Source organism: Paucilactobacillus nenjiangensis (genome assembly GCF_008632615.1).
Classification (GTDB): domain Bacteria; phylum Bacillota; class Bacilli; order Lactobacillales; family Lactobacillaceae; genus Paucilactobacillus; species Paucilactobacillus nenjiangensis.
The window spans coordinates 621,976-643,149 of record NZ_CP043939.1; the positions used below are offsets into that span (position 1 = coordinate 621,976).

Here is a 21,174-nt window from a genome sequence, read left to right on the forward strand (position 1 = left end):
AAAAATACAGATAAAATGCAAATAAACGGATTTTTTTGTAATAAATATTCACTTTTTACTTGATTTTTGTTTGAAGATGTCATATCATAATTACATTATAAAAAAACATTCGGTTTTATTCATAAATAACCGTATTATTGGATATTTACTTAGGAGGAACGGTATATGAAACATTTGAAAAAGAGTTTATTAGTCGTTGCAGGCCTGGCATTACTAACAATTGGATTAGCAGGTTGTAGCAGTTCATCAGATAATAGTGTTAAATCTATTAAGGACAAGGGTACGTTAGTGATGGGGACATCAGCTGACTACGCACCATTCGAATTTCCAATCGTGAAAGATGGTAAGAAGACCATTACTGGTTACGATATCTTCATTGCTCAACAAATTGCCAAAGATATGGGTGTTAAGTTGAAGATTACCAACACTGAATTCCCATCATTGATCACTGAGTTGAAGAATAAGAAAGTTGATATTGTCCTTGCCGGAATGGTTTCAACTGATGAACGTAAGAAACAAGTTGCTTTCTCTGACAGTTATTACAAGGTTGAAAATGTTTTGTTAGTTAATAAAGCTGATGAAAACAAATTTGGTTCAGTTTCTGCCCTAAAGGGACTCCAAGTTGGGGCACAACAAACCACTACTCAAGAATCTATTGCTAAGAAGCAAATTAAAGTTGCCACGACAGTTACAGAAGCTAATGCTAACAGCTTAACCACTGAATTAACTCAAGGTAAGTTGGCTGGTGTGGTTCTTGAAAACGAGATTGCTGATAACTACGTCAAACAATTCCCAGAAAAATATGCAATTGCAAAGGATGTTAAGTTAAACACGCCTAAGTCACAACAACATATTAATGTTGCCGTTCGTAAAGATGACAAGAAACTATTGAAACAAGTTAACAAAACAATCAAAGAACTTAAGAGCAACGGCAAGATGGATACATTCTTAGCTAAAGCTCAAGATTTACAAGCCAAGTATGGTAAATAAAATTAACTAGTAGGGGGAATTAGATGTTTAGCTTTTTAGGACATTACTATCCATTGTTCTTAGATGGAACAGCATTAACAATTATTATTTCAATTATCGGGGTTTTGATTGGTATCGCCTTGGGGTTGTTGATTGTGTTGATGCGATTGTCAAAAGTCAAAATCTTCCAATGGATTGCGAAGATTTATGTCGCAATCGTACGTGGAACCCCTTCAATGATTCAAGTTATGCTGATTTATTATATACTTTCGAAGGCACTACCAATCCCACAAGTTGAATTCTTGGGATCGGGTCTTGATCGTGTCATCCCTGGTTCAATTGCATTAGGAATTAATTCTGGTGCATACGTATCTGAAATTTTCCGTTCAGGAATCATTTCAATTAATCGTGGGCAAACTGAAGCCGGAATGTCACTTGGAATGAGCAGTCGTCAGACGATGTTTTCAATTGTCTTACCTCAAGCAATCCGTAACCTTTTACCAGCTTTAGGAAACGAATTTATTACCTTGATCAAGGAATCTTCAGTATTATTCTATATTGGGGTTCAAGAAGTTACCGCACAAGCACTTGGTGTTGGTGGAACCTTGTACGATTTCGTACCACCACTGATTGTTGCCGCCGTAATCTACTTCATCTTGACCGGTGTAATGTCACTCGCTATGACTTATGCTGAAAAGCATATGGGTGATAAGTATATAAGAGCTACAAATTAAATTAACAGAGTGCTTTTCACCACGGGCATTCATGAGTATTAACAGAAAAATTAAGTATGGTTCGCACTATGAACTGTGCTTAATTTTTTAGTTAAACGGAGTGAATGGTGGTGAAAAGCCGATTTAAGATTGGATGAGCATGATTAGTCAAATACGGATAAAGATGAAATCGAGTATGGTTCGCACTATGAACTGTGCTTAATTTTTTTGTTAGGGATGATTAATTAAATTAAGTTAGTCAAAAAAACTATTTTAATCTAAAATTTGTTCGAATATTTTGGCTTGAAGTTATCCCTTGGTAACAAAGGACTTAGAGCAATTTCAAGGCTGTGGAAAAATAGCAAAATGAAAAGAAGATTAAAATAATATTAAAAAACTGTTGACTTACTTTAGAATATTATGTATCCTAATTTCAACACTTAAACTTTGAAAGGGAGCACACATATTATGAATAAACAAATGCACACAAACACACATACAAGCTCCCTACAAAATTTAGCCTTATTATTAAGCAACTAGGACCTGACGTATTGAGAAGTATTCAATATAGTTAAGCCCTTATTTCCGTTTAATAATGAGGGTGATAACACGCAATCAATCAACCTCATTGAAATTTCAATGAGGTTTTTTTACGCAATGAAAGGTGGATCGAGGTCAAATTTCGGGTAAAACATATAACAATTTCCAAACAAGATACTTAAACATAACGTGCATTTGAATACATACACATAGGAGTGGAAGATTATGAAAAAGTTTATGAAGGCAGTTACGATTTTTAGTGCCATTGCGATGGTAAGTACAACATTGGCAGGATGTTCATCAGCCAAAAACGAAGGTAACGATGCAGGTAAGACAATTAAGATTGGTGTCAATATGGAACTTTCTGGTGCCGCAGGAGCTTATGGTCAAGCTGAAAAACAAGGAATTGAATTGGCCGCCCAAGAAATTAATAAAGCTGGTGGTATCAAGGTTGGTAAGACAAAGAAGAAAGTTCAAATGATTTATCGTGATAACAAAACTAGTACCACCGACTCAGCATCAGTTGCTTCAAAATTGGTTAATAATGACAAGGTCGTTGCAGTAATTGGACCCGCAACTACTAATGCCGGAACTGCTGCTATTCCAAATATTACCAAAGCTAAAGTAGCAGCCATTAGCCCTTCTGCTTCAGATTATAAATATACATTGCAAAAAGATGGTTCAGTTCAACCTTATGTTTTCCGAACTGAATATCAAAACAACTTCCAAGGTAAAGTTGTTGCCAACTTTACGAACAACACTTTGAAAGCAAAGAAAGTAGCCATTATTGCTGACAAATCAACCGATTATGCAACTGGTTTGACAAAAGAATTTAAGAAAGACTTCAAGGGTAAGATTGTTCAAACTGAATACTACACTGCTGGTGATAAGGACTTCAATGCTACATTGACTGCTCTTAAATCAAAAGATTTTGATGCAATTTACATTCCAGGATATTATTCAGAAGTTGGATTGATTGTTAAACAAGCCCGTCAAATGGGGATTAACCAACCAATCGTTGGTACTGATGGTATGGCCGATCCTAAGTTGATCCAAATAGCTGGTAAAGAAAATGCTAACAACGTTTACTACACAACTCCATTTTCTAAGATTGCCGCTGCTAGCGACAAGAAAGCCTCAAACTTTATGAAGAACTATCAAGCTAAGTACAACGAAGAAGCTCCAACGTTCTCAGCACTTGGTTATGACACAGTTTACATGGTTAAGAAAGCTATTGAACAACAAGGTTCAGCAAACTCAGTTAAGATTGCTAAAGGACTTGCTAAAATTAAGAACTTTAAGGGTGTAAGTGGAACAATCTCTATTGATAAGAAACATAATCCACAAAAGACCATCTCAATTGAAGAAATTCAAGGTGGCAAAGTTACAAAGGCTTATAAAGTTAAATAATTAAAGAACAGAGCGCGACACATCACGGTTAGCTGACGTGGTATAAGTAACCAGCCCGGCTTGATAGTGGTTTGCTATCAAGCCGGGCTGGTTGCTTATACAATAGTCAGTTGAGATGTGGAGCACGTTTCAGAAAACTGCAGGGCTTGATAGTGGTTTGCTATCAAGCCGGGCTGGTTGCTTATACAATAGTCAGTTGAGATGTGGAGCGCGTTTCATAAAGTGTGTGAAAGCCCTCGGTAAAGTATGAGGATTAACATAATGATTTAATTTTCGGACTTGGAAAAATAAATCATTGAGTTAACCGGAATAGTTTGATGGCTTGAACATGATTACTCAGCTGAAAAGCTGGCTGCTTATACAATCTAAAGTTGAATTATTACCTCACCATAACTAATACGACAATTAAACCGACTAAGTAGGTTAGAAATCCATATAGTAAACAAGTTAATTTGTGATATTTCCAAAGTAGAATCATTTCATCATTAAAAGTTGAAAGGGTGGTGAATCCACCGATTACACCAACTGAGATCAGCGTATTAGTCGTTGTATCGGGTAGATAATAAAAAATAAAGCCCATCAGTAATGATCCGACAATATTGATTAAAAAGGTCACGACAGGGAAATATAGTTTACTAAAAAATGAACTGTGACTAAATACATCCATGCAAACGAGCCGGAGACACGCACCGACACCTGAGGCCATACCTACGTAAATAATTAACATTAGAAGACCTCCAGTTTTTGTAATAAGCGTCGGCTTACCTTGCGCCCAGTCAAATTCATTAGGAGACTACCAAAAATAGTACAAAATAAGTAAATTGCAAAAAACGCCAATTGATGGTGAACAACCAATTTAATTGCGTCTAAGTTAAATGTGGAGAAGGTGGTAAATGATCCGATTAATCCGGCACTTAACCCAGTGGCAACCGTTGAACTGAGTGCGAAGCGCTTAGGAATGTAATCGACCATAATCGAAAAAAAGAAGCATCCAATGATGTTAATTAAGAGAGTACTGAATGGAAATCCATTGGGGGCGACAATCAATAATTCCATCAAATAACGCGCACCACCACCGATGATACCGAATAAGAAAACTGCTATGTATCGTTTGATTGTAATCACACTTTCGTAAGTATTAATAACATTGAGTTTACTAGTATTTGCATCAATTGTAAATACGGTTAGTTTAGAGAAATTTTGAAGTAAAAAAGCTGATTGATGATAGACCGCACTATCATCAATCAACTTACTAAAAAAACTTTTCTACTATAATATTCACGTAAATCTTGTAATTGTAGATTATCTTCAATCGTTTCACTATCATCAGAGAGAGTTAGCACGTTGAAGTTACTTTGGAAAGCAATCTTCAAGTTGTCACTCAAAAATTCCTTTGAGTAGCTCTTGTAGTAAATAGGGCCAAGCTCTGAATCATATTGGCCGTCATAATCTTTCTTATCCATTTTGTCAGTAATTAAAATAAAATCAAATTCAATTTGCAAAGCGACGAGTCCGTGATGTGAGTATGGACCAACACCATCAGCATAACTTAATAGCATAACCGTGTGATCATCTAATTTAGGTTTAATCTTGTTAAGAGCATCTTCAGTGAATTTTATTTCCATACAAATCGCCTCATTTCTTTATTTACTCACAGTATAGATAAAGCCCTTTCAAAAATACATTAATACACCTTATGAGAACTTTTCTCATAAATGAAGATTTATTGTGTAAAATCACCAATATTCTGTGAATTTTCTGTGAGTTTTGTTTGACGGCCTTGGTATAAGTGTGGTAAATTATTAAAATTAGATTAGAACATTTCAACTTTTTTTAATTTTACATGTGGAGAGGTAGATTGTTATGCATAGAAAAAAATTTTTTGCAGCGTTAGGGACGATTGCGCTTGCAAGTACGTTAGTTTTAGCTGGATGTAGTAGTAGCGCCGGTAGTAGTGGTAATAAACAAACTGGTAATACTATCAAACTGGGTGGTAACTTTGAACTTTCTGGAGCCGCCGCACAATATGGCCAAGCCATGGAACGTGGGACTAAGTTAGCCGTTGAACAAATTAACAAAGACGGTGGAGTTAAAGTTGGTAGTAAGAAATTGAAGATTAAGTTGATTCAAAAGGATAACAAATCTGATAACTCAACCGTTTCTTCTGTTGCAACTGATTTAACTACTAAGAGTAAGGTTAATGCAGTCGTCGGACCAATTACTTCCGGTGCTGGTTTAGCTGCTATTCCTAACTATACTAAAGCCAAAGTGCCATTCATTACACCCGGTGGGACACAAGATTCATTGACACTTCAAAAGAGTGGTAAGGTACAACCTTATGTCTTCCGTTCATGTTTTGAAGATAGTTATCAAGGTAAGGCTTTAGCTAAATATGCATACAATACTTTGAATGCTAAGAAAGTTGCCATTTTAGCTGATAAATCAACAGATTATGCTCAAGGATTAACGAAAGCATTTAAGGCTGAATACAAAGGTAAAGTGGTTACCACAGAATATTACCAATCTGGTGACAAAGACTTTAATACTTTGTTGACTAAGATGAAGAATAAAGGCTTCGATGCCATCTTCGTTCCTGGTTACTATTCAGAAGCCGGTTTGATTATCAAACAAGCTCGTGAAATGGGTATTTCAACTCCAATCTTGGGTGCTGACGGATTTGCCGATCCTAAACTTGCTAAGATTGCTGGTACAAACAATACCACCAATGTTTACTACACGACCCACTTTGATACATTGGCTAACACCGATGCTAAAGCAACTAACTACATGAAGGCATTCAAGGCTAAGTACAACGAAGATGCTGGTACATTTGATGCCTTGGCATACGATGCAACATACATGATCAAGGATGCAATTGAATCTGAAAAATCTGCTGACTCAACTAAGATTGCTGATGGATTAGCTAAGATTAAGAACTTCAATGGTGTCACTGGTACAATCACCATGGATAAGAACCATAACCCACAAAAACAAGTTATCATCACCAAAGTTGATAATGGTAAAGAAGTTAGCGCCACAGCAGTTAAGTAATATGAGAATGTAACATAAAGTTCTAATTGACAAAGTTTTAAAAGTCACCAATATGTCGATTTTAGATATAGTTGACTGGACATCGTAATGAAATGAAGTGCGGTAGGGATGGTATTTTGGATGAACGGGTGAATGAATGATTTTCCAAAGTAATTTGGACGTTCGCAAATGCAAAATAGTAATTCTGAACCGCACTTTTTTTAAACAAGATAGGAAGTGACAATCGTGGATACAATTCTTCAACAACTAGTAAATGGGCTTTCGCTAGGTAGCATTTATGCCTTGCTAGCTCTGGGTTACACAATGGTTTATGGAATCATTAAATTGATTAACTTTGCGCACGGTGATATCTACATGGTTGGCGCCTTTTGGGGATACTATGTAATTAATGAACTTCACTTTAATTTTTGGTTAGCGCTGATTTCAGCCATGCTTTTCTGTGGTCTGTTTGGTGTTTTGGTGGAATGGTTAGCATACCGCCCACTACGTAATTCACCTAGAATTGCTGCTTTGATTACAGCGATTGGGGTTTCATTTTTACTTGAAAATGGGATGGCATATTTGTTTACGTCAAATGTCCGGAGTTTCCCACAAGTCATGCACGTAGTTCGTTACCATTTAGGTGGCGTTAGTATTTCGAATATCCAACTATTAATTTTGGTGGTCTCAATTGTTTTGATGGTCTTACTACAATTAATTGTTCGTAAAACTAAAATGGGTAAGGCAATGCGCGCTGTGTCAGTGGATCCAGAAGCTGCACAGTTGATTGGAATTAACATTGATCATACGATTTCATTTACTTTCGCACTTGGCTCAGCCTTGGCTGGGGCTGCCGGAGTTATGATTGGACTTTACTATAACTCTATCGATCCGTTGATGGGGATGACACCAGGTATTAAAGCCTTCGTTGCTGCCGTACTTGGTGGAATTGGTTTAATCCCTGGGGCTGCGATTGGTGGCTTCGTTATTGGCTTACTCGAAACAATTATGCAGGCGTTGGGCTTTTCAGCCTTCAAAGATGCGGCCGTTTATGCCGTACTGATTATTATTTTGTTGATCAAACCTGCTGGGATTCTAGGTAAGAAAATTAAAGAGAAAGTGTAGGTGACAAACATGAAAAAAAATCTCAAATACAATTTGACCTGGCTTGTGCTCATGGTTGTTGGCTTCGTTCTCATTAATGTATTGGAGTTTGGCGGTATTATTGATGCGTTAGGTGAACAAACTTTAGTTACCATCGGAATTAATATTATCCTGGCGACTGGTTTGAATTTGATTATTGGCTTTTCAGGCCAATTCTCACTTGGTCATGCTGGGTTTATGGCCATTGGAGCATATGTCTGTGCCTTGATTACCACCTCAATTGCAACACCAATGGGGATGGTGATTGGAATGATTGCCGGAGCTGCAGTTTCGGCTTTGGTTGCCTTGATCGTTGGGATTCCAACGTTGCGTTTGGATGGAGATTATTTGGCAATCGCCACAATGGGTGTGGCTGAAATTATTCGAATTATTTTGAATAACTTGAAAATTACTAATGGTCCTGCTGGACTATACAACATTCCATTGCTTGCAACATGGCCAGTAGTCTACATAATGGTTTGTTTAACCACGTTGTTGATTGTTAATTTGATTCATAGTCGTGATGGTCGCGCAATTATGTCAGTTCGTGAAAATGAAATTGCTTCTGAATCTATGGGAGTTAATACGACCAAATGGAAAGTTATCGCCTTCGTTGTGGGAGCTGCTACTGCTGCCATTGGTGGTGCTTTGCATGCCAATTACATTCAAACAATTGCCCCAACAGATTTCGGAATCATGAATTCAATCAATATTCTGATTATCGTGGTGCTTGGTGGAATTGGCTCAATTACAGGGACCTTCGTGGCAGCTGCTGTCTTGGGTGTGCTGGATTTAGTACTCCAAAACTTTGGGACATTACGGATGGTGATTTACTCACTAGCACTCATCTTGTTGATGGTCTTTAAACCATCTGGCTTGTTGGGCACTCGTGAATTATCAATTCGTAAAATTTTTAACAAGTTTGGACATTCTAAGCAAAAGGGGGATGCCTAAGATGAGTTTATTAGATGTAAAAGAAGTTACGAAAACTTTTGGTGGTTTGACGGCCGTTTCAGATGTCACGATGCATTTGGAAGAAAATGAGTTGGTGGCATTAATTGGCCCAAATGGGGCAGGGAAAACGACCCTCTTTAATTTGCTGACCGGTGTGATCACTCCAACAGAAGGGGTAATTGCCCTTCAAACGGATAATGGTTTACAAACTTTGAATAAAGTTAAACCGTATAAAGTGGCGCAAGCGGGGTTGGCACGGACCTTTCAAAATATTCGTCTGTTTAAAGAATTGACGGTTTTGGATAACGTGTTAATCGCGATGACCGCGAAAAATAAAGAAGGCTTTTTGGAAAGTATTTTCCGGTTACCATCGTTTTATCGAAAAGAAGAAGCGCTGAAACAGCAAGCAGTCGACCTGTTGAAAATTTTTGGCATGGAAGATCAACTTGACGTTTTGGCAAGTAATTTGCCATATGGTGCACAGCGTCGTTTGGAAATTGTGCGTGCACTCGCAACTAAGCCGAAGATTCTATTCTTGGATGAACCCGCTGCCGGGATGAATCCAGAAGAAACAGCTGACTTGACCCGACTAATTCGTCAAATTCAAAATGATTTTCATATCACCGTGCTCTTAATTGAACATGATATGTCATTAGTGATGGACATCGCCCAACGGATTTACGTTTTGGAATACGGTAAACTCATCGCCGAAGGGACACCTGCTGAAATCCAACAAAATAAACGAGTAATTCAAGCTTATCTAGGAGGTGACGACTAATGTCATTATTAAAAGTTGAAGATCTATCCGTCAACTACGGTGTCATTCAAGCCGTCAAGGGTGTTAATTTTGAAGTTAATGAAGGCGAAATTGTTTCATTGATTGGAGCCAACGGAGCCGGTAAAACGACTATTTTGAAGACTATTTCAGGAATTTTAAAACCAGCCGGTGGTAAAATTTACTATGAAGACCGTGAAATTCAATCAGAAAAATCAGAGAAAATTGTGTTAGGCGGAATTTCGCAAGTACCAGAAGGCCGGCATATTTTTCCTGGCCTAACCGTGATGGAAAACTTGCAAATGGGTGCATTTTTACGCAAAGACAAGGCCGCCTTGAAAAACGATTATGATGCAGTTTTCTCACGCTTTCCGGTGTTATCTGAACGTAAAAATCAAGATGCCGCGACACTTTCCGGTGGTGAACAACAAATGTTGGCCATGGGTCGTGCTTTAATGGCGAAACCTAAGCTAATTTTGCTGGATGAACCATCGATGGGTCTCGCTCCCATTTTCATTAATGAAATCTTTGATATTATCAAAGAAATCAAGAAACAAGGCACCACAGTGTTATTAATCGAACAAAATGCATCAAAAGCACTTTCAATTGCTGACCGCGGGTATGTGCTAGCCACTGGTAATATTTTAATGACTGGAACTGGTGAAGAATTATTGGCAAATGAAGATGTTCAAAAAGCATATCTAGGAGGATAACAATCATGAGTGTAGCAGATTTTATGACCACGGATTTAGTGACAATTCGACCAGAAACTCGAATTAATGATGCAGTTGATTTAATGAAAAAACATGATATTCATCGATTACCAGTCGTTGATAATGGGAAATTGGTCGGATTAGTGACTGAAGGGATTATCCAACGTGCATTACCTTCAGAAGCAACCAGCTTATCAGTTTATGAAGTGAACTATTTACTGAATAAAACGACCGTTGATGAAATCATGGAAAAAGATGTGCGGACAATCAAGTCTTCATCTGTATTGGAAGAAGCCATTTATCAAATGCGTAAAAACAATATTGGCGTATTGCCAGTGGTTGATGATGGTCATTTGACTGGTATTATTACCAACAATGATATCTTTGATGCTTTCTTAAACGTTGCTGCTTATGGTAATGGTGGTACTAGTGTGACTGTCCATGTGCCAGCGCAAGAAATTGGTTTTTTAGCTAAGGTATCAGAAGCTTTAGCCAGCCATAAATATAATATTTTAAGCTTATTCGTTGTTAAACAAGGCGATGCGAAAGCAATTGAACTCCACGTTGACTCTGAAGACGAAACTGGTGTTAAGAATGCTTTGAAACAAGCCGGTTTAGAAGAATAATGACTATGTAAAAGTTTCCTAATGATAGACACATCAGCTATCGTTGGGGAACTTTTTCTTCCTAAACCATTCTTAAGTACTTTTAAAACTTTTTGTGCTAGAATATTGGGATACATAAATTTTAATGTACAACGTTTTATGGCTAGGAGAATTATTATGGGGAAAAAGACAAATTTGACAAAAATTGCAGCGCCAGTGATTCTTGCTGCCGGAGTTGCGACGGTCTCGGAAAAGTTGTTTTCGTTTGTATTTGATCGGGTAGATAAAGTACCTGCAACTTCTGCAGACAAGCAACAGTACGCCGAAAGTTATTTTGATGGCGTTGATTGGTTACATGATCAACCTGATACCGAGCAATGGCTTTTAAATGCGAATAATAAAAGTAAACGCCTGACTTCGACTTATGTGCCAGCAGAAGTTAGGACAACTGATACGGTCATTATCGCTCATGGCTATAAAGGTAACGGTGAAACAATGTCCAGTTATGCCCGGATGTTTCATGAATTAGGTTATAACGTATTGTTACCTGACAATCAGGCTCATGGGAGCTCAGCCGGTAAATACATTACTTTCGGTTGGTTAGATCGCTTAGATTATTTAAATTGGATTGATAAAATTATTGAAAAGAATGGTCGAAATTCACGCATTGTTTTATTTGGAGTTTCGATGGGTGGTGCCACGGTGGAAATGGTCAGTGGGGAAACATTACCTGAACAAGTTCGAGCTATTATTGCCGATTGTGGCTATTCCAACATTGGGGATGAACTCAGTTATTTATTGAAACGGACTTTCCATTTACCTAAATATCCACTTGTACCAGCGGTTAATTTGATTAATCATCGTCGCCAAGGGTTTGACTTGAAGAGTGTCTCTTCAGTCGATCAATTAAAGAAGAACACCCGACCAATTTTCTTTATTCATGGTGAAAAAGATGTTTATGTGCCCGCTGAAATGTTAAACGAAAACTTTGCAGCCACATCTGCACCTAAAGAAAAATGGTTAGTACCCAACGCGACACATGCAGAAAGTTTTTGGATTAATCCAGAAGAATATAAACAACATGTTGATGCCTTTTTAGATGAATATTTAACTTATCAACCAGCAAAGTAAAAGGAGACTCCTGACGGAATCTCCTTTTCTTATTGAATTTCAGATATTGCTTGTTGAATATCAGCTTCCATTTTCAATGGAGTAGTAGTTGGTGCGTAGCGATGAATTAAATTCCCATCTGGACCAATCAAAAACTTGGTAAAGTTCCATTTAATCCGACCATGACCAGATTCAGCCTTTAAATAGGTATATAGCTGATCTTCGTCATCTCCATTCAACACGACTCGTTGCGTAATTGGAAAAGTTACGCCAAAATGAATTTGACAGTATTCATTCGCATCGGCATCAGTTTTGAGTTCTTGATGAAATTGATTGGAGGGAGTACCGATGACAACTAGTCCTTGTGCTTGGTACTTTTGGTGTAATTCTTCAAGTTCTTTCAGTTGAGGTGCAAGTCCACATTTACTGGCGGTGTTTACCACTAAAACGACCTTGTTTTTAAAATCGCTAAAATTGATGGGTTTGCCACTAATTTCAGTTTCTGAAAAATCATAAATATTATTCATATGTGCAGCCTCCTTATGTATACTTAGAGTATAGCAAATTTTGAAAACAATCGCACACGATAGAAAAGAGAAATTATGGCAGAATATCAATGGAAATATGAAGGTGACAAACCAATCACCATCAAAAAGTTTATGTCTCAAGTCGGGTTAGGTCATCGGTTACTAGCGGATATTAAATATGGTGATGGTGTGTTTAGAATGAATGCCAAAGTTGAACCAATTACAACCATCATTGAACCAGGTGAAGTAGTAACGTTGGTGACTAATCCTATTCCGGAAGATCCTGAGGTCAAGGTTAGTGATGAACCAATCGAGATTGTTTATGAAGATCAAAATTGGTTAGTCGTTAATAAACCAGCTGGATTGAGTTCAATCCCGGGTCCGACTAATTCAACGGATACCTTGTTAAATCGTGTGAAAGGCTATTTAATTCAATCGGGAGCCACTGATTTACGTCCCAGTTTAATTATCCGTTTAGATCGATTTACTTCGGGAATTGTGTTGGTCGCTAAAAATCGCGTCTCACAAAGTATGATTTCACATCAAGTTGAAAATCACGAACTAGATAAACGATATACCGCCATTGTGAGTGGCCATTTGGAACTAGACCATGACGTGATTGATCATCCAATTGGTAAGGTGGAAGATTCTCCAAGACGAGTTGTACGACCAGATGGAAAAACAGCGCAAACAGAGTATTGGGTTAAATCTACCGGTGAAGATTGGACAGAGGTGGAAGTTCAATTACATACCGGTCGAACTCATCAAATTAGGGTGCATTTTACCCATTTAGGTCATCCGTTATTGGGTGACGAATTGTATGGTGGCCCACAAACTTTGATTCAACGACAAGCCTTGCATGCCCAATCTTTGAGCTTTACGGATCCATTTACGCACGAACAAAAAGTCTTTAAAGTTACTTTACCAACCGATATGAGCGATATTATACATGATTAGTATAATTGCTTTATTCGGGAGGATAAATCATGAAAAGCAGGATAATTGGCTTATTGGTCATTGTATTAAGCGTTGGAGTATTAACCGGTTGTACCAGTTCAACTAGTGATAAAAAGAGTGCCGATAGTTCAACGAACTCGTCAAAAAAGGTCACTAAAAATAGCAGCTCGAATACTTCATCGTCAAGTTCAAGTCAAGAACCGGTCGTGGATGCGGAGGGTAACGAAAAAGTCGCTTCACCTGAAGAAATCCGGGGTACTTGGTATGGATATAATTATGATGGTACCCAAATTGATACTATCTCAATTGATCAGTATTCTATGCAAACTAGCTTTAGCGGCCAAGCAAATACAACCTATTTTTATCGCAATCCTAACGATGCCTCTTTCCAAGTTCAACATGAAGATTGGGGTCGTGCGTTGGACGTGAATGAACCAGCGCACGGACTACATTTCTTTAATATTCGTGGCTGGCAACAAACTGCTGGTGACGGCCAATCCTATGCCGGACATACTGAGGACGGCCAAGCTGTTTTAGTTAGTGCTAGTGGAGCTGGATATTGGACTGACGCAGTCTACTTTAAGACAGAAGCCTTAGCTAAACAATATAAAGGACAAAAATTCGCAGATTTAGTTTATCAATAAAATAGTGCAAAAAAAGGGGATGCAAAGTTTATTTTGCATCCCCTTTAGCGTAGCTAATTATTTATTTACAATATATTTTGGTGCGGCATCTTTTGAAACACTCACAACATTGTCAGCAACGATGGTACCCATTGCATCACGAGCTTCAACAGTTGCATTACCAATATGTGGTGTGATAATCACATTCTTCAACGCTGCTAAACCGTCGGCGATTTGAGGTTCATGTTCATAAACATCTAAAGCAGCGCCAGCAATTTCACCGGTCTTTAAGGCTGTGACAATTGCAGCTTCGTCAATGATAGGCCCACGACCTACGTTGACGATGGCAGCAGTCGATTTCATCTCTTTAAAGACGGAAGCATCAAATTGATGGAGATTATCTTTGGTTTGTGGAGCGTTGATACTGATGAAATCACTGGTATTGATTAGTTCATTAAATGAGACATATTTAACACCAAGTGCACGTTCTTCAGGATCTGACAATTGATGTGGTTGCCAGTATTGCACATCCATCGACATCGCACGGGCTTTCTTCGCAACTTCACGACCAATGCTACCTAAGCCAACAATCCCTAATGTTTGACCGGCAATTTCACGGCCTAAGAAGTAGAGAGGTGACCAACCAGGGAAGCCAGTGGTTCTCATTTGGGCATCACCTTCAACGATTCGATGGCTTAAGGCAAGTAGTAATCCAATTGTCACTTCGGCTACGGAATTCGTTGAAACCAATGGCGTATTGGTGACGAAGATGCCTTTTTCTTTGGCATATGCAGTATCGATGTTGTTAAATCCGGCACCGAAATTAGCAATAATTTTCAGTTTCGGAGCAGCATCAATAATTTCTTTGTCAACCTTCGTTGATAGGGCGGTAATTAAAAAATCAGCGTCGGTGACGGACAATAATAATTCGTCATGTGAGATCAATGAGTCACCAGAATAAACTGAAACGTCAATGTTGGCGTCTTGTAATTTTGAAACGGTAATTGCTGGTAATTTTGCTGATAAGAAAACTTTACTCATAATAATTTCCCCTTTGAATAAATTATGTCTACACTTGAAGTATAAAACGCTTTCATGATTAGTACAAGGCACTTTTTAGACAAAAAGAAAGAATCAGCATTTGCTAATTCTTGCTTACATATTTAAATGAAAAATATTTTACATACCAAGATGGAAAAAGCTGACTAGTGCCATTTGAAATACGTGGTTTTTGCGTTAGTTCAATGGACATCGACAGTTTAATCCAAATCAGGTATTAATTCGCGCACAAGCACCTATTACATACCAAGATGAAAAAATCTGACCAACGCCATTGATACAATTCCCACGACACAAATGATCATCAAACTTTTAGAAATGATGGCCGCCGCAAAAGTTGGAATTGAGGCTAACATTTGTGGCCATTGAATTGTTGCCCATTGTCCAGGCTTAAAGACTAGTACGTTTTCAATAAAGAGTGCGGCCATAATGGCCACTGGTACAAATGACAGAAATCTAATCACTGGTTTAGGAATCGTAAAGTTTTTGACGAGAATGAATGGTACAACTCGAGATAACCAGGTGACGATGCCACAGCCTAAAATGGTCAAAAAAGTATAAGTATTAATCTCCATTTTCAATCACCATCCCCGTAAAGCACGCTGTCAGTGCTGATAATAGTAATGCAATTTCAGTATTCAAAAAGCGTCCATAAATAATAAATGAAATGATGACGACCAGCACGACTGAGAGTTGCACCGATAGTTTGCGGCGTCGATCACTAATCATTTGCAAGTAGAGTAAGCCAATAAACATGGCAACAATTGCAAAATCAAGGCCTAAAGTTTTTGGGTCAGAAATTAATTTTCCGGCCAAGGCACCAACTAAACATGATAGGCACCAGACAGAATAAGCAATCACGTTTGTGGCATTAAACCATTTAGAATTAAGCTTGCCATGCGTGACGGCAGCTTTATTCATCCCGAGCGCAAAGGTTTCGTCAGTCAACAGCGAACCAATCGCAATGTTGGCTTTTAACGATTCATTTTTAAAATATTGGGCCATGGACGTACTCATCAAAATCATGCGCGAATTGATTAGAAAAGCTGACATGATGATGGCTGGAATGGGACTGCCGCTGACAATCATGGTGGTAATGGCGAACTGAGCGGATCCAGCATACACAATCAAACAAAGTAACGCTACGGTTAATAAACTAAAGTTGGATGTTTGGGCAACAACCCCGTATGCCACACCAACTCCTATGTATCCAAGCAAAGTGGGAATAACATCTTTGACACCTGCTTGGAAGGTTATGTCAGAATTCATATGTGATCTCCTCCATAATGAATGTCGATAGTTACGATAATAACGCAATTCTAATCGAATTTTAATTTAAATTTTGAGTTTTAAACTTGTAAATCGGCAATTGAGTATAAAGCTGCATCGCCAGCTAATGTTGTGCGGTCACCCAAGTATTCACAATATAATACGCCAGATCTTGCTGAAGCTTGGTAGGCAGTGAATTTGGCTTGGTTTAATTTGTGCGCCCACAATGGAATGATATGACAGTGGCCACTTCCACAAACTGGGTCTTCATCCACCGCTAACTTTGGTGCAAAAGAACGAGAAACGGTATCGTACTGCGTACCTTGTGCAGTGACATGTAATAATTCGCCATCCAACTGTTTGATTTTGGCTAAGTCAGGTTTGAGATTGATGACCTGGTTTTCATTTTCCAAGACACAAACTAAATCCCGGCCCATATAGGCTTCAACGGGGGTGACACCAATCGCTGAAATCATTGCATCAGTCACTTCTACTGGTGTTAAATCGTATGAAGGAAAGTTCATGATAAAACGACCATCATCCATAGTAACGGTTAACTGGCCACTAAGGGTATAGAATTTAAAACTCGTGGCTTCTGGTTCATAAAATTGGTGCAAGACGAAAGCCGTCGCTAAGGTCGCATGACCACATAAGTCAATTTCTCCACCTGGTGTAAACCAACGGAGGTGATAAGCATCACCCGTCTTGACTGCGAAAGCTGTTTCGGATAATTTATTTTAATTGGTGATGTTCTGCATTAATTCGTCATCAATCCATTCATCTAAAATACAAATGGCGGCTGGATTTCCTTTAAAAATCGTCTTGGTAAAAGCATCTGCTATATAACATCTCATGTCACATACCTCCAGTGAATTAAAATTAATAGACTAACAATATCCCATCGGTTAATATAAGTAAAACAAATGTTTTTGAACTTAACATTAGGAAGTGTAATGAATGGATAATAAACTAGAAGCCCTTCAAAAAATCATTGAAGTCGGTAGTTTTACCAAGGCTGCCGAAATTTTAGGCTATACTCAGTCCGCCATTAGTCAGATGATTTCGTCGCTCGAAAAAGAAATGTCAATCAAATTGTTATATCGATCTAAACGGGGCGTGCAATTGACTCCGGAAGGTGAAGAAGTCTATCCATTTATTCAAAAATTATTAACCCAGCAAATATTATTGAGTGAAAAAGTGACGCAAATTAATCATTTGGAGTCTGGTGTGGTGCGAATTGGGGCCTATGCTAGTATTTCACGCCACTGGTTACCTAAAATTATCAAACAATTTCAAGCTCAGTATCCAAAGGTGAAATTTGTGATCCATCAAGGCGATTACACAACCATTACCCAATGGATTAGTAATGGGGAAGTGGATTTTGGTTTCATTAGTCCCGATGCGCCCAGTGGTTATGAAAGTGAATTGGTGGTTCAAGGGAAATTTGTCGCAGTTTTGCCCAAACATCATCGTCTCTCCCAACAAGTGTCGGTCACTTTACAAGATTTGCAGCACGAATCATTACTGTTAATTGAAGAAGGTAATTTCAGTGAGCCGTTAGAAGCGTTTCGTCAACAGCAACTGGAGGTAGATGTGAAAATTTGGGCTCACGATGATGATACAGTGGCGATGATGGTACAGTGGCGATGATGGTACAAGAAGGCCTCGGAGTGAGTATTTTACCTGAATTGGTTTTACAGGGAACCAATTATCAGGTGGATTTAAAGCCATTACAGCCCACTTTATATCGAAAAGTCGGTATCATTAAAAAAGATGATAATAGCCTGCCGATTGCCAGTAAATACTTTATTGATTTAATCCATCAAAATATCAATTCCCTAAAAGCTTAAACACGAGTTGACTGATAAAATTGAGACTAAAAAAACGAGACTTGAGGAAGTCTCGTTTTTTGACTCAAAATAATTGGGGAATTATCTTAAATGATTATTTTATTGAAGCAATCGCTTGTTTGAGCACTTGAGAATAATATTCAGCTTGTGCTTGTTTAGCAATTTGACCTTGTTCGGTCGTTGACATCGTTGGATTCTTAGCCATGGCAGCAGTCACTGCTTGGGTCACATATTGTGTTCCAGCAGTTTTGCTTGCGGCCTGTTGTTCGGTTGTCATGCTAGCCATTTCCTTTTTCAAAGCTGCGGATTGAGTGGTCGAAAGGGTGACCCAAGTTTTTGGCAATGTGAAGGTGTTGACGCGCTTAACGATTGTGTTATTCATTCCTGACCACATGTAGAGATTCTTGTAAAAGTCGCTCTTCCAAACCCAACGAGTGGTTTTGGTTTGCATTGTGGCTGTTGTACCATCGCTAGTGGTTTTTACTTTGTTAGAAGTATATTCGTCAGCTTTGGTATGATTTGGAGTCTTTTGAGTCGATTTTAAGTTGTATACATAAACATTATTTTTACCAGAGGTACCAACTTTTTTATAAAGCATCATAGGCATGGTATCTGAATTTGAAGCTGAGTAGATTTCTGTCGAAGTGGTAACAGTTTTCTTTTCCATCCCGAAATGATTTGAATAATTGGCAACCATGAGAACGATTGAACCAATTAGTACAATCCCTGAAATGAGCAACGCTGCAATGCGGCTAGCTGGCTTAAAGGTGAACATAAAGGCAATGAAGAAGGCAATTGCACCGATTACTAATGTGATTAATACCATTATTTAGTATCTCCTTTCGCTTCGAGTGTAACTTTTACTCGATTTTTGTTACTGCTTAAGAAGAAGGCTACAATCAATCCGATGACACTAAAGGCCACCGCAATGATAAATGCTGCTGAGTAACCATTCATAACTGCATCCACCGCTTTGATCTTGTAATCAAAAGGCGTAGCTTTGAGTAAACTCTTAGCTGGCATGTTGTTCGTCGTGACGTTTGATAAAACAGAAACTAAGACGGCAGTTCCCATTGAACTAGCGATTTGACGAGTGGTGTTGTTAACAGCCGTACCGTGAGAAATCATATCCATTGATAGTGAGTTCATCGCAGCAGTTGTTGTTGGCATCATAACCATTGAAATACCAAACAACCGAACCGCATAAAACATGGTAATGTAAATCGTTGGCGTGTTACGAGTGATAAAGATGAATGGAATAGTGGCAACCGTTAACAGAATCATCCCTGTTAAGGCCAAACGCTTTGCACCATATCGATCAAATAAATTACCAGTGATTGGGCTCATAACTCCCATCATCAATGCACCAGGTAGTAACGCTAATCCAGAATGGAAGGCTGACATACCATGAACATTTTGAAGGTAAAGTGGCAAGATCATTTCTGCACCCACCATGGCAACCATGACGGCAGAACTTAAAATTGTTGCAATTGTAAATTCTTTTGATTTGAACACACGAATTTCCAAGAATGGATTTTTGACGTGTAGTTGACGATAACCAAAGAATAAAATGAGGACCACACCAATGATAATGGTTGAAAGAACGGTGACGCTAGTCCAGCCATCCGTACCAACTGATGAAAAGCCGTAAAGTAAACTACCGAAACCGGCAGTTGATAATAGCAATGATAAAATATCGAGTTTGGGATTAGTGGTTTTGATAACGTTTCTCATAAAGAAGAAACTTAAAATAATGACTACGGCGACGATTGGAACAATCATTCCAAATAGGTCACGCCAAGTAAAGTTATCAATCACCCACCCAGACAATGTAGGTCCAAGGGCAGGAGCTAGTCCGATAACAATACCGGCCATCCCCATGGCTGACCCACGATTATTTGCAGGGAAGATACTTAACATAATGGTCTGCATTAAAGGCATCGTAATTCCCACACCGACAGCTTGAACTAAACGTCCAGCTAAGAGCACTTGGAAACTAGGAGCGACCCAGGCCATGATTGTACCAACTTCGAAAATACTCATGGCTACAATATATAACCATTTGGTTGGGAAGCGAGCACTTAGAAACGCACTAACAGGAATCATGATTCCATTAACCATCAAGAATCCAGTGGTTAACCATTGAACAGTTGAAGTGTTAATATCAAATGCCTTCATTAAGGCTGGGAACGCAGTGGTTAAGATTGTTTGATTTAATACTGTACAGAAAACACCTACTAATAGAAGAGCAATTAAAACTCCACGACTATAAGGCTTTCCGTTAACGTCTACATTTTTTGCCAACGTAAAATACCTCTTTTCTAAATTTCCATGTTTGTTACTTTAAACTCATTTTTTAACTTTGTCAAATAACTTGACAATGCTGTGAGAAAATATATACTGAGTTCATATAAATTATCAAAATGAAAACAACTTTGAAACAATACCACTATTAGAATTCGAAAGGAAGTAAAAAGTTGATTGAAGTTCCAACACAATTAAAAGAAGTCTTTGATCAAAAAATAATGCAGTTTGGTATTGGTGACTTGGCAAGGGTTACACAAGTTTCTCAAAGTAAATTGCGTTATTGGGAAAGTAAAGGCTATATTCATCCGATTCAAATCCAAACGGGCCAAAATCGTAAGTATTCGATGGCGACACTGTCACGCGTGCGGATGATCAAATACTTTTTGGATGAGGGTTACACCTTGCCGGTTGCGGTCAAAAAGGCTAATGAACAAAAAGAAACCATTTCGGTTTTACGTAAAGTAATGGTGGAACGGTTTGTTTCTATAGATGAGATTGATGGCAAACCAGCTGTTAACATGGGGCCGGTGGAAGACCAACCAGGTAAAAAGTTAGTAGCAATTGTCGATTTGGATGGGGTCACCATGCATTTAGTCGATGACAAATAAGATACTTTAGGC

24 protein-coding genes and 1 pseudogene are annotated in these 21,174 nt (G+C 38.4%); 15 read left to right on the forward strand and 10 right to left on the reverse strand.

What is annotated here, in order from left to right; all coding sequences use genetic code 11:
• Nucleotides 1–165: 165 nt before the first annotated feature.
• The 3 genes from F0161_RS03075 (at nt 166) to F0161_RS03085 (ending at nt 3,632) form a co-directional block, all read left to right on the forward strand.
• Nucleotides 166–990, forward strand: a complete 825-nt coding sequence (locus tag F0161_RS03075) for a transporter substrate-binding domain-containing protein (protein ID WP_150203690.1) — start codon at nt 166–168, stop codon at nt 988–990.
• A gap of 23 nt (nt 991–1,013) precedes the next feature.
• Entirely contained in the window at nt 1,014–1,703 is a 690-nt protein-coding gene (locus tag F0161_RS03080) for an amino acid ABC transporter permease (protein ID WP_137601822.1), read from the forward strand.
• A gap of 741 nt (nt 1,704–2,444) precedes the next feature.
• The gene (locus tag F0161_RS03085; RefSeq protein WP_390904543.1) at nt 2,445–3,632 is read left to right on the forward strand and encodes an ABC transporter substrate-binding protein; all 1,188 of its coding nucleotides are present in this window, start codon (nt 2,445–2,447) and stop codon (nt 3,630–3,632) included.
• A gap of 379 nt (nt 3,633–4,011) precedes the next feature.
• Here F0161_RS03085 and F0161_RS03090 read toward each other — a convergent pair whose 3' ends face one another.
• Genes F0161_RS03090 through F0161_RS03100 form a run of 3 tightly spaced genes read right to left on the reverse strand, consistent with a single transcriptional unit; the run spans nt 4,012 to nt 5,257 of the window.
• Entirely contained in the window at nt 4,012–4,359 is a 348-nt protein-coding gene (locus tag F0161_RS03090) for a fluoride efflux transporter FluC (RefSeq protein ID WP_137601820.1), read from the reverse strand.
• Nucleotides 4,359–4,880: a fluoride efflux transporter FluC gene (locus F0161_RS03095; RefSeq protein WP_150203692.1), complete on the reverse strand. Its 522-nt coding sequence runs from the start codon at nt 4,878–4,880 to the stop codon at nt 4,359–4,361. The genes F0161_RS03090 and F0161_RS03095 overlap by 1 nt, the downstream gene beginning before the upstream one ends.
• Nucleotides 4,877–5,257, reverse strand: a complete 381-nt coding sequence (locus F0161_RS03100) for an iron-sulfur cluster biosynthesis family protein (RefSeq protein WP_150203693.1) — start codon at nt 5,255–5,257, stop codon at nt 4,877–4,879. The genes F0161_RS03095 and F0161_RS03100 overlap by 4 nt, the downstream gene beginning before the upstream one ends.
• Nucleotides 5,258–5,495: 238 nt before the next feature.
• Here F0161_RS03100 and F0161_RS03105 point away from each other — a divergent pair, with 238 nt between their 5' ends.
• The 7 genes from F0161_RS03105 (at nt 5,496) to F0161_RS03135 (ending at nt 11,983) form a co-directional block, all read left to right on the forward strand.
• On the forward strand, nt 5,496–6,683 hold the full coding sequence (locus F0161_RS03105) for an ABC transporter substrate-binding protein (protein ID WP_150203694.1): 1,188 nt from the start codon (nt 5,496–5,498) through the stop codon (nt 6,681–6,683).
• A gap of 234 nt (nt 6,684–6,917) precedes the next feature.
• Complete coding sequence (locus F0161_RS03110; RefSeq protein ID WP_190318926.1) at nt 6,918–7,787, forward strand: branched-chain amino acid ABC transporter permease; 870 nt, start codon at nt 6,918–6,920, stop codon at nt 7,785–7,787.
• Between the two features lie 9 nt (nt 7,788–7,796).
• The gene (locus tag F0161_RS03115; protein WP_170175928.1) at nt 7,797–8,759 is read left to right on the forward strand and encodes a branched-chain amino acid ABC transporter permease; all 963 of its coding nucleotides are present in this window, start codon (nt 7,797–7,799) and stop codon (nt 8,757–8,759) included.
• Between the two features lies 1 nt (nt 8,760).
• The gene (locus tag F0161_RS03120) at nt 8,761–9,537 is read left to right on the forward strand and encodes an ABC transporter ATP-binding protein (protein WP_137601814.1); all 777 of its coding nucleotides are present in this window, start codon (nt 8,761–8,763) and stop codon (nt 9,535–9,537) included.
• A complete protein-coding gene (locus tag F0161_RS03125) occupies nt 9,537–10,247 on the forward strand; it encodes an ABC transporter ATP-binding protein (protein ID WP_150203696.1) in 711 nt (236 codons plus the stop codon). Before F0161_RS03120 ends, F0161_RS03125 begins: the two co-directional genes overlap by 1 nt.
• 5 nt (nt 10,248–10,252) lie before the next feature.
• Nucleotides 10,253–10,873 (forward strand): CBS domain-containing protein, encoded by a 621-nt coding sequence (locus F0161_RS03130; protein WP_150203697.1) that lies wholly within the window; start codon nt 10,253–10,255, stop codon nt 10,871–10,873.
• A gap of 156 nt (nt 10,874–11,029) precedes the next feature.
• A complete protein-coding gene (locus tag F0161_RS03135; RefSeq protein WP_150203698.1) occupies nt 11,030–11,983 on the forward strand; it encodes an alpha/beta hydrolase in 954 nt (317 codons plus the stop codon).
• A 29-nt stretch (nt 11,984–12,012) separates the two neighbouring features.
• On the opposite strand, the gene F0161_RS03140 is transcribed toward F0161_RS03135, so the two are convergent.
• Entirely contained in the window at nt 12,013–12,489 is a 477-nt protein-coding gene (locus F0161_RS03140; RefSeq protein ID WP_137601810.1) for a glutathione peroxidase, read from the reverse strand.
• A gap of 75 nt (nt 12,490–12,564) precedes the next feature.
• Here F0161_RS03140 and F0161_RS03145 point away from each other — a divergent pair, with 75 nt between their 5' ends.
• The gene (locus F0161_RS03145; RefSeq protein WP_150203699.1) at nt 12,565–13,446 is read left to right on the forward strand and encodes an RluA family pseudouridine synthase; all 882 of its coding nucleotides are present in this window, start codon (nt 12,565–12,567) and stop codon (nt 13,444–13,446) included.
• A gap of 29 nt (nt 13,447–13,475) precedes the next feature.
• Complete coding sequence (locus F0161_RS03150) at nt 13,476–14,090, forward strand: hypothetical protein (protein WP_150203700.1); 615 nt, start codon at nt 13,476–13,478, stop codon at nt 14,088–14,090.
• A 57-nt stretch (nt 14,091–14,147) separates the two neighbouring features.
• Here F0161_RS03150 and F0161_RS03155 read toward each other — a convergent pair whose 3' ends face one another.
• From F0161_RS03155 to F0161_RS03170, 4 genes and pseudogenes are all read right to left on the reverse strand, one after another.
• A complete protein-coding gene (locus tag F0161_RS03155; RefSeq protein WP_150203701.1) occupies nt 14,148–15,110 on the reverse strand; it encodes a 2-hydroxyacid dehydrogenase family protein in 963 nt (320 codons plus the stop codon).
• Nucleotides 15,111–15,367: 257 nt separating this feature from the next.
• Nucleotides 15,368–15,703: an AzlD domain-containing protein gene (locus F0161_RS03160; RefSeq protein WP_137601834.1), complete on the reverse strand. Its 336-nt coding sequence runs from the start codon at nt 15,701–15,703 to the stop codon at nt 15,368–15,370.
• Nucleotides 15,693–16,397 carry an AzlC family ABC transporter permease gene (locus F0161_RS03165; RefSeq protein WP_150203702.1) on the reverse strand — a complete coding sequence of 235 codons (705 nt, stop codon included), beginning with the start codon at nt 16,395–16,397 and terminating at the stop codon, nt 15,693–15,695. The genes F0161_RS03160 and F0161_RS03165 overlap by 11 nt, the downstream gene beginning before the upstream one ends.
• Before the next feature lie 80 nt (nt 16,398–16,477).
• A pseudogene (locus F0161_RS03170) lies at nt 16,478–17,251 on the reverse strand (PhzF family phenazine biosynthesis protein).
• A gap of 103 nt (nt 17,252–17,354) precedes the next feature.
• On the opposite strand from F0161_RS03170, the gene F0161_RS03175 reads away from it, so the two are divergent.
• Nucleotides 17,355–18,047 (forward strand): LysR family transcriptional regulator, encoded by a 693-nt coding sequence (locus tag F0161_RS03175; protein ID WP_225423191.1) that lies wholly within the window; start codon nt 17,355–17,357, stop codon nt 18,045–18,047.
• Entirely contained in the window at nt 18,044–18,247 is a 204-nt protein-coding gene (locus tag F0161_RS11560) for a type 2 periplasmic-binding domain-containing protein (RefSeq protein ID WP_225423193.1), read from the forward strand. The genes F0161_RS03175 and F0161_RS11560 overlap by 4 nt, the downstream gene beginning before the upstream one ends.
• Nucleotides 18,248–18,341: 94 nt before the next feature.
• Here the strand turns inward: F0161_RS11560 and F0161_RS03180 are convergent, their stop codons facing one another.
• Together F0161_RS03180 and F0161_RS03185 are read right to left on the reverse strand one after the other, a co-directional pair.
• A complete protein-coding gene (locus tag F0161_RS03180) occupies nt 18,342–19,073 on the reverse strand; it encodes a DUF4811 domain-containing protein (RefSeq protein ID WP_150203703.1) in 732 nt (243 codons plus the stop codon).
• Nucleotides 19,073–20,551, reverse strand: coding sequence for an MDR family MFS transporter (locus tag F0161_RS03185; RefSeq protein WP_150203704.1), 1,479 nt, complete (start codon nt 20,549–20,551; stop codon nt 19,073–19,075). Before F0161_RS03185 ends, F0161_RS03180 begins: the two co-directional genes overlap by 1 nt.
• Before the next feature lie 173 nt (nt 20,552–20,724).
• Here F0161_RS03185 and F0161_RS03190 point away from each other — a divergent pair, with 173 nt between their 5' ends.
• Complete coding sequence (locus F0161_RS03190; RefSeq protein WP_150203705.1) at nt 20,725–21,162, forward strand: MerR family transcriptional regulator; 438 nt, start codon at nt 20,725–20,727, stop codon at nt 21,160–21,162.
• The last annotated feature ends 12 nt before the right edge of the window (nt 21,163–21,174 follow it).

What these genes read in the sequence shown, in the direction of transcription:
- F0161_RS03075 (WP_150203690.1), top strand. Translation starts at nt 166, where the DNA reads ATGAAACATTTGAAAAAGAGTTTATTAGTCGTTGCAGGCCTGGCATTA.
- F0161_RS03080 (WP_137601822.1), top strand. Translation starts at nt 1,014, where the DNA reads ATGTTTAGCTTTTTAGGACATTACTATCCATTGTTCTTAGATGGAACA.
- F0161_RS03090 (WP_137601820.1), bottom strand. Translation starts at nt 4,359, where the DNA reads ATGTTAATTATTTACGTAGGTATGGCCTCAGGTGTCGGTGCGTGTCTC.
- F0161_RS03100 (WP_150203693.1), bottom strand. Translation starts at nt 5,257, where the DNA reads ATGGAAATAAAATTCACTGAAGATGCTCTTAACAAGATTAAACCTAAA.
- F0161_RS03105 (WP_150203694.1), top strand. Translation starts at nt 5,496, where the DNA reads ATGCATAGAAAAAAATTTTTTGCAGCGTTAGGGACGATTGCGCTTGCA.
- F0161_RS03115 (WP_170175928.1), top strand. Translation starts at nt 7,797, where the DNA reads ATGAAAAAAAATCTCAAATACAATTTGACCTGGCTTGTGCTCATGGTT.
- F0161_RS03120 (WP_137601814.1), top strand. Translation starts at nt 8,761, where the DNA reads ATGAGTTTATTAGATGTAAAAGAAGTTACGAAAACTTTTGGTGGTTTG.
- F0161_RS03125 (WP_150203696.1), top strand. Translation starts at nt 9,537, where the DNA reads ATGTCATTATTAAAAGTTGAAGATCTATCCGTCAACTACGGTGTCATT.
- F0161_RS03130 (WP_150203697.1), top strand. Translation starts at nt 10,253, where the DNA reads ATGAGTGTAGCAGATTTTATGACCACGGATTTAGTGACAATTCGACCA.
- F0161_RS03135 (WP_150203698.1), top strand. Translation starts at nt 11,030, where the DNA reads ATGGGGAAAAAGACAAATTTGACAAAAATTGCAGCGCCAGTGATTCTT.
- F0161_RS03140 (WP_137601810.1), bottom strand. Translation starts at nt 12,489, where the DNA reads ATGAATAATATTTATGATTTTTCAGAAACTGAAATTAGTGGCAAACCC.
- F0161_RS03145 (WP_150203699.1), top strand. Translation starts at nt 12,565, where the DNA reads ATGGCAGAATATCAATGGAAATATGAAGGTGACAAACCAATCACCATC.
- F0161_RS03150 (WP_150203700.1), top strand. Translation starts at nt 13,476, where the DNA reads ATGAAAAGCAGGATAATTGGCTTATTGGTCATTGTATTAAGCGTTGGA.
- F0161_RS03155 (WP_150203701.1), bottom strand. Translation starts at nt 15,110, where the DNA reads ATGAGTAAAGTTTTCTTATCAGCAAAATTACCAGCAATTACCGTTTCA.
- F0161_RS03160 (WP_137601834.1), bottom strand. Translation starts at nt 15,703, where the DNA reads ATGGAGATTAATACTTATACTTTTTTGACCATTTTAGGCTGTGGCATC.
- F0161_RS03165 (WP_150203702.1), bottom strand. Translation starts at nt 16,397, where the DNA reads ATGAATTCTGACATAACCTTCCAAGCAGGTGTCAAAGATGTTATTCCC.
- F0161_RS03175 (WP_225423191.1), top strand. Translation starts at nt 17,355, where the DNA reads ATGGATAATAAACTAGAAGCCCTTCAAAAAATCATTGAAGTCGGTAGT.
- F0161_RS11560 (WP_225423193.1), top strand. Translation starts at nt 18,044, where the DNA reads ATGATGGTACAAGAAGGCCTCGGAGTGAGTATTTTACCTGAATTGGTT.
- F0161_RS03180 (WP_150203703.1), bottom strand. Translation starts at nt 19,073, where the DNA reads ATGGTATTAATCACATTAGTAATCGGTGCAATTGCCTTCTTCATTGCC.